The sequence below is a fragment of the Enterobacter sp. ZOR0014 genome (assembly GCF_000798855.1).
Classification (GTDB): domain Bacteria; phylum Pseudomonadota; class Gammaproteobacteria; order Enterobacterales; family Enterobacteriaceae; genus Enterobacter; species Enterobacter kobei.
Genome location: NZ_JTLF01000016.1, coordinates 1 through 7,767, shown reverse-complemented (window position 1 = coordinate 7,767; position 7,767 = coordinate 1). Strand labels below are relative to the sequence as shown.

General features: G+C 57.3%; 3 protein-coding genes. 1 reads left to right on the top strand and 2 read right to left on the bottom strand.

Going from position 1 to position 7,767, the window contains the following annotated elements; all coding sequences use genetic code 11:
• Window positions 1–2,022: 4-alpha-glucanotransferase (gene malQ / locus L977_RS00515; protein ID WP_047624265.1), on the bottom strand; the 2,022-nt coding region annotated here is incomplete at its 3' end.
• A gap of 9 nt (window positions 2,023–2,031) precedes the next feature.
• Window positions 2,032–4,425, bottom strand: coding sequence for a maltodextrin phosphorylase (malP, locus tag L977_RS00510; protein WP_045135455.1), 2,394 nt, complete (start codon window positions 4,423–4,425; stop codon window positions 2,032–2,034).
• Window positions 4,426–5,010: 585 nt separating this feature from the next.
• Here malP and malT point away from each other — a divergent pair.
• Window positions 5,011–7,716 carry an HTH-type transcriptional regulator MalT gene (malT, locus tag L977_RS00505; protein WP_014885549.1) on the top strand — a complete coding sequence of 902 codons (2,706 nt, stop codon included), beginning with the start codon at window positions 5,011–5,013 and terminating at the stop codon, window positions 7,714–7,716.
• Window positions 7,717–7,767: the final 51 nt, after the last annotated feature.

Sequence of the window (7,767 nt, the reverse complement as noted above, 5' to 3'; positions counted from 1 at the left end):
GAACATATCGGCAAACATCTTCTCAAGCGTTGTGGACAATTTGCGACGCCAGTTCTTGTACTGATAGCTGGTGCCCGGAATGTTCACCGGCTCCGCCATATCAATCCAGTCCTCCGGCTGAAGGCCAAGCAGAGCGCTGTTGCTGTCGGCAATATAGCGCTGCAAACCGCGGCTGAGCGTTGGCGTCATCGCCATCAGCGACGCCTTGTGACCGGCGCGCTTCGGCAGGCAGCCATGCTTATGCAGCGCATCCAGCAGCCCCTGCTTCGCCAGCTCGCGATCCTGATACAGCCCGCGCAGAACCTCTTCATCAGGATAGAGACCCAGCGTTTTCCCGAGCGTCAGATCGCCGCTTTCCCAGTAGCCTCTGAGCGTAGGAAGATCATGCGTCGTCGCGACTGCCATTGACTGTTCTGGATACGCTTTCGGCGCGCGGAAGGTTTTCTCATGGTCGTTTTCAAAATAGAGCACTTTATAGGAGTACACGCCGCTGTCGCGGAGCTTGCTGACAATTTCCACCGGCACGGTACCGAGATCTTCCCCGATCACCATACACTGGTGACGCTTACTCTCCAGGGCCAGGATCGACAGCAGATCGTCTACCGGATACTGGACGTACGCGCCGTGATCGGCCGTTTCACCGTAAGGGATCCACCACAGGCGCAGTACGGACATGACGTGGTCAATACGCAGCGCGCCACAGTTTTGCATGTTCGCACGCAGCAGGTCGATAAACGGCTCGTAGGCGCGCGCCGCCATCACGTGCGGATCCATCGGCGGCAAGCCCCAGTTCTGACCGAGCGGCCCAAGGATATCCGGCGGCGCACCGACGGACGCTTTCAGGCAGTAAAGCTCACGGTCACACCAGGTTTCCGCGCCGCCTTCTGCCACACCGACGGCCAGGTCGCGATACAGGCCGATCGGCATGTTATAGCCCTGGCTTACCTGCCAGCAGGCGGCAAACTGGCTGTAGGCGAGCCACTGCAGCCACAGATAGAAGTCCACCTCGTCGGCATGCGTTTTACAGAAGGCTTTGACTTCCGGGGTGTCCACGGACTGGTACGCTTCCGGCCAGACCGGCCAGCCCCAGCGCATTTCGTCCTCTTTCACCTGATGCGCGTGCAGCGCATCGAATGCCGCCTGCCAGTAGAGGCTTTCGCCTTCCTGCGCCACAAACTGGCGGAAGGCCGCCATCTGATCGTCATCGCGCTTAGCAAAGCCTTTCCAGGCCAGACGCAGCGCCGCCATTTTTAGCGCGGTCACAGTAGCATAATCGACCCAGTCCGCTTCGCGGGCCTGTTTCAGCATCTGCTTCGTGGTCTCAAGCTTCCACCACGCCTGCGCGTCTTTACTGTTTTTAAAATCATCCAACGCGTTAACGTCGATATAAATGACGTTCAGCCAGCGACGGGAGGACGGGCTGTACGGGCTGGCGCTTTCCGGGTTCGCCGGATAGAGCGCGTGGATCGGGTTGAGGCCGATGAACGCGCCGCCGCGCTCACCCACGGAGGCCAGCATATTCTTCAGATCGCCAAAATCGCCGATGCCCCAGTTGCTGTCGGAACGCAGCGTGTAGAGCTGCACGCAGGCGCCCCACAGCTTTTTGCCTTCGAGCAGCGCCTGCGGCTCATAGCAGCGTTTTGGCGCGACGATCACCCGGCAGTGAAAACGCTGCTCGTCCTGGGTGAACGTCAGGCTGTGATAGCCCTCCGGCAGTTTCGCCGGAAGGTTAAACGCTTTGCCGCCGGTGGCGTGGCCTTTATGCTGATGCCCCCCTTCGGTGGTGAGCAGCCAGCTAAACTCGCCGCGCCCCTCCACCGTCAGCGACATTTTTTTGCCCGCAGTAAAGACCTTTACGTTTGGCACCGGTAGTGCCGACGCTTTCGCGTCGGCTTTGTGCATGGCATTCAGCAAACGTCTTTTGGTGTCCGCACCAATAGACTGCGGTTTGCCGTGCGCATTGATGTAACTGAGGCTAATTCCCGCCGCCTGCGCGGCACTGTCCAGACGTTTACTCTCCATCGCGCTTCCTTAGCGTTTTGCCTGCCAGATACGAGCCTGATAATCACGGATTGAGCGGTCAGAGCTGAACATACCGCAGCGCGCCGTGTTCAGAATGCATGCCCGGGTCCACGCGTCCTGGTCGCGATACAGCACGTCGACCTGCTTTTGCGCGTCCACATAGGCGGTGAAATCGGCCATCACCAGATACGGGTCACCGCCATGCTTGTCCATGCTGTGCAGCATCTGGTCAAACGCGTGCTTGTCACCGTCGCTGTATTTACCGCTCTCCAGCTCTTTCAGCACCGCATCCAGCACTTTGTCTTTCTTACGCCATTTCACCGGGTCGTAGCCTTTGGCCTTGATGGCTTTCACCTCTTCCACGGTATGACCGAAGATGAAGATATTCTCTTCACCGACCTGCTCAGCGATTTCGACGTTCGCACCGTCCAGCGTGCCAACGGTCAGCGCACCGTTCAGCGCCAGCTTCATGTTACCGGTGCCGGAGGCCTCTTTCCCTGCGGTCGAGATCTGCTCGGAAATATCCGCCGCCGGGATCAACATTTCAGCCGCCGAGACGCAGTAATCCGGCAGGAACACCACCTTCAGCTTGTCGCACACCTTCGGATCGTTGTTGATCGCCGCCGCCACTTTATTAATGGCGAGGATGATATTTTTCGCCAGGTAGTAGCCCGGTGCCGCTTTCGCACCGAACAGGAACACGCGCGGCACGCGGTCGGCCTGCGGGTTCTCGCGGATCTCTTTATACAGCGCCAGGATGTGCAGCAGGTTAAGGTGCTGACGTTTGTACTCATGCAGGCGCTTGATCTGGATATCGAAAATGGCATTCGGGTTGATCTCAATCCCGGTGCGCGCTTTCACAAACGCCGCCAGACGAACTTTGTTCTCCAGCTTGATGGCACGGTACTGCTCGCGGAACTTCGCGTCATCCGCGTATTTTTCCAGGTTGATCAGCTGGTCCAGATCGTTGGCCCACTCTTTCTTCAGGGTCTTATCCAGCAGATCGGCCAGCAGCGGGTTGCACTGCTTGATCCAGCGACGCGGCGTGATGCCGTTGGTCACGTTGTGGAATTTGGTCGGCCACAGCTGGTGATATTCCGGGAACAGATCTTTAACCACCAGATCCGAGTGCAGGGCCGCTACGCCGTTCACCGCAAAGCCGCTCACCACGCACATGTTCGCCATGCGAACCTGCTTATCGTGGACCACTGCCAGCTTCGCCCAGACCGCTTTATTGCCTGGCCAGGTTTTATCCACCAGGGTTTTAAACCGATCGTTAATCTTGTTAATGATCTGCATATGGCGCGGTAGCAGCGCTTTCACCAGCTTCTCATCCCAGCACTCCAGCGCTTCCGGCATCAGGGTGTGGTTGGTGTAGGCGAAGGTGCGGCTGGTAATCGCCCAGGCGTCATCCCAGCTCAGCTGATGCTCGTCGATCAGCACGCGCAGCAGTTCAGGAATGGCGATGGTCGGGTGCGTGTCGTTGAGCTGAATCACTTCGAAGTCCGGCAGCTGTGCCAGCTTGCGGCCCGCCAGGTGATGACGGCGCAGAATGTCCGCTACGGAGCAGGCGCACTGGAAATACTGCTGCATCAGACGCAGTTTTTTACCCGCCAGATGGTTGTCGTTCGGGTAGAGGACTTTGGTCAGCTTCTCGGCGTCGATACCCTGCTGCTCGGCACGCAGGAAATCGCCGTCGTTGAATTTGGTCAGGTTGAACGGATGAGCGTGCTTCGCCTGCCACAGGCGCAGCGGCTGTGCCACGCCGTTACGGTAGCCAAGCACCGGCAGATCCCAGGCTTCACCGGTGATGGTGAAAGCCGGTTCCCAGAGGCCTTGCTTTGTGACTTTCCCGCCGATGCCGACCTGCACGTCCAGCTGCGCATTGTGGCGGAACCACGGGTAGGTATTGCGGTGCCAGTCATCTGGCGCTTCCATCTGGTGACCATCAGCGAACGACTGACGGAACAGGCCATACTGATAGTTCAGGCCATAGCCAATGGCGGACTGGCCAACCGTTGCCATGGAGTCAAGGAAGCAGGCCGCCAGGCGACCCAGACCACCGTTACCGAGAGCCGGGTCAATCTCTTCTTCCAGCAGGTCAGTCAGGTTGATGTCGTGCGCTTTCAGCACATCACCCACCTCCTGATACCAGCCAAGGTTCAGCAGATTGTTGCCCGTCAGGCGGCCAATCAGGAATTCCATCGAGATATAGTTGACGTGACGCTGGCCTTTGACGGGCTTCGCCACGGGTTGAGCATCCAGCTGCTCTGCGAGCGCCCCGCTCACCGCCTGCCACCACTGGTGAGGCGTCATCTCGTTTGCAGCATGAAGGCCAAAACGCTGCCACTGACGCGTCAGGGCAGCCTGGAATTGAGCTTTGTTGAAGGTAGGCTGTGACATAGGGGATCGGCATCCTTTAGAAAGAAAACACAAGTTGGCGCTAGTGTGCCTGGCTCATTTCACCTCTTCCTCATCCTGTGGGGGATTAGACAGGGAGGAGTAGCGGGGATGAGCATAAAAGTGTGATCGAGGCCACTCTCAGAGCATAGCCTGAGTGTGCCCGGAAGAGGAAAACGTCACCGGGAAGAATGTCAAAGAAATGAAATGCAGTTTCGGATGAAATTAATCCGCGCTGAAATGATTACTTACGTAGAATAATATTTCTGCAATTGGGTCATATCTAAGGAGATTATTAAGCTCACTGAACTTTACCCGGACTTTATTAAATTTGGCGTCACTATCCCTTTCTGAAACCAGTTTCAGCATAACCGCAAGAGAACCATACAAGCCAGCACTGGCGCGGCGTCACAGCCCTTTCAGGAAAGTTCCATCATCTGCCTGAATGTTTTGTGACAGAGTGCAAATTCAGAGCCACCAAATCCAGACATAACTTGCAATAGTTCTCTATCTGTCCGACCTTATAGCTATTAATTACGAAGCGCAAAAAAAATAAAATCTCTCGTTCCCCACAGTGAAGTGAAACCTATGTTGATTCCGTCTAAATTAAGTCGCCCGGTTCGTCTCGACCATACAGTGGTCCGCGAGCGTCTGCTGGCTAAACTTTCCGGCGCGCATAATTTCCGACTGGCGCTGGTTACGAGCCCTGCAGGTTATGGAAAAACAACGCTCATTTCGCAATGGGCCGCAGGTAAGAGCGATCTTGGCTGGTACTCCCTTGATGAGGGCGATAACCAGCAAGAGCGTTTTGCCAGCTATCTGATTGCTGCCATTCAACAGGCCACGAATGGACACTGCGTCGCCAGTGAGGTGATGGTGCAAAAGCGCCAGTACGCCAGCCTGTCCTCCCTTTTCTCTCAGCTGTTCATTGAACTGGCTGAATGGCATCGTCCGCTTTATGTGGTGATTGATGATTATCATCTGATTTCAAATCCGGTTATCCACGAGTCGATGCGTTTCTTCCTGCGCCATCAACCGGAAAACCTGACCCTGGTGGTGCTGTCGCGCAACCTGCCGCAGCTGGGCATTGCCAACCTGCGCGTGCGCGATCAGCTGCTGGAGATTGGCAGCCAGCAGTTGGCCTTTACCCATCAGGAAGCGAAACAGTTCTTCGACTGTCGTCTGACCTCGCCGATTGAGGCCGCTGAAAGCAGCCGCCTGTGCGATGACGTCGCGGGCTGGGCCACGGCGTTGCAGCTGATTGCCCTCTCTGCGCGGCAAAACAACAGCCCGACACACCAGTCGGCACGGCGTCTGGCCGGTATCAACGCCAGCCATCTCTCTGATTATCTGGTGGACGAGGTGCTGGACAGCGTTGATCCTTCAACCCGTCATTTCCTGCTGAAAAGCTCCCTGCTGCGTTCGATGAACGACGCGCTGATCGTGCGCGTTACCGGCTGTGAAAACGGCCAGTTACAACTGGAAGAGATTGAACGTCAGGGCCTGTTCCTGACACGCATGGACGATCCCGGCGAGTGGTTCAGCTACCATCCCTTGTTTGGTAGCTTCCTGCGCCAGCGCTGTCAGTGGGAGCTTGCCACAGAACTGCCGGAAATCCATCGCGCCGCCGCTGAAAGCTGGATGGCGCAAGGCTTCCCGAGCGAGGCCATTCACCACGCGCTGGCTGCCGGTGACGCCAGTATGCTGCGCGATATTCTGCTCAACCACGCGTGGGGGCTGTTTAACCACAGCGAACTGACGCTGCTGGAAGAGTCGCTGAAAGCCCTGCCGTGGGAGAGCCTGCTGGAGAACCCGCGTCTGGTTCTGCTGCAGGCCTGGCTGATGCAAAGCCAGCACCGCTACAGTGAGGTCAATACCCTGCTGGCGCGTGCCGAGCAGGAGATGGAAAGTGAAATGGATACCACCCTGCACGGCGAATTTAACGCCCTGCGGGCGCAGGTCGCAATTAACGACGGCGACCCGGATGAAGCGGAACGGCTGGCGATGGTCGCGCTGGATGAACTGCCGCTGGCTAATTTCTACAGCCGCATCGTGGCGACCTCGGTACACGGGGAAGTACTGCACTGCAAGGGCGAGCTGACGCGTTCCCTTTCCCTGATGCAGCAAACCGAGCAGATGGCGCGCCGCCATGATGTGTGGCACTACGCCCTGTGGAGTCTGATTCAGCAAAGTGAAATTTTATTCGCTCAGGGGTTCCTGCAGGCTGCCTGGGAAAATCAGGAAAAAGCGTTCCAGCTGATTCGTGAACAGCATCTGGAACAGCTGCCGATGCACGAGTTCCTGTTGCGCATTCGCGCTCAGCTGCTGTGGGCATGGTCGCGCCTCGATGAAGCAGAAAGCTGCGCCCGTCAGGGTGTGAACGTGCTCTCTGGCTTCCAGCCGCAGCAGCAGTTGCAGTGCCTGGCGCTGCTGGTGCAGTGCTCGCTGGCGCGCGGCGATCTCGATAACGCCCGCAATCACCTTAACCGTCTGGAAAACCTGCTCGGCAACGGCCAGTACCACAGCGACTGGGTGTCAAACGCCGATAAGGTCCGGGTGATTTACTGGCAGATGACGGGGGATAAAAAATCCGCCGCCAACTGGCTGCGTCATACGCCAAAACCAGAGTTTGCCAATAACCACTTCCTGCAAAGCCAGTGGCGCAACATCGCCCGCGTGCAGATCCTGCTGGGTGACTTCGAGCCTGCCGAGATCGTACTGGAAGAGTTAAACGAAAACGCCCGTAGCCTGCGCCTGATGAGCGATCTGAACCGCAACCTGCTGCTGCTTAACCAGCTTTACTGGCAGGCGGGACGCAAAAATGACGCCCAGCGCGTGCTGCTGGAAGCGCTGCAGCTGGCGAACCGTACCGGGTTTATCAGCCACTTTGTGATTGAAGGTGAAGTGATGGCGCAACAGCTGCGCCAGCTGATTCAGCTGAATACCCTGCCGGAGCTGGATCAGCATCGTGCTCAGCGTATTCTGCGCGAAATTAACCAGCATCATCGCCACAAATTTGCGCATTTTGATGAGAACTTCGTTGAACGTCTGCTAAACCATCCGGAAGTGCCGGAGCTTATTCGCACCAGCCCGCTCACCCAGCGGGAATGGCAGGTGCTGGGGCTAATCTATTCCGGCTACAGCAACGAGCAGATTGCCGGTGAGCTGGCGGTGGCGGCAACCACCATCAAAACGCACATTCGTAATCTGTATCAGAAGCTGGGTGTGGCGCATCGTCAGGATGCGGTACAGCATGCGCAGCAGCTATTGAAGATGATGGGGTATGGCGTTTAGGTTTTGTGCGGCCTGATGCCCTCACCCCGGCCCTCTCCCACAGGGAGAGGG

Excerpts from the sequence above, each read along its gene's own strand:
- malP (WP_045135455.1), bottom strand. The coding sequence starts at position 4,425 with ATGTCACAGCCTACCTTCAACAAAGCTCAATTCCAGGCTGCCCTGACG.
- malT (WP_014885549.1), top strand. The coding sequence starts at position 5,011 with ATGTTGATTCCGTCTAAATTAAGTCGCCCGGTTCGTCTCGACCATACA.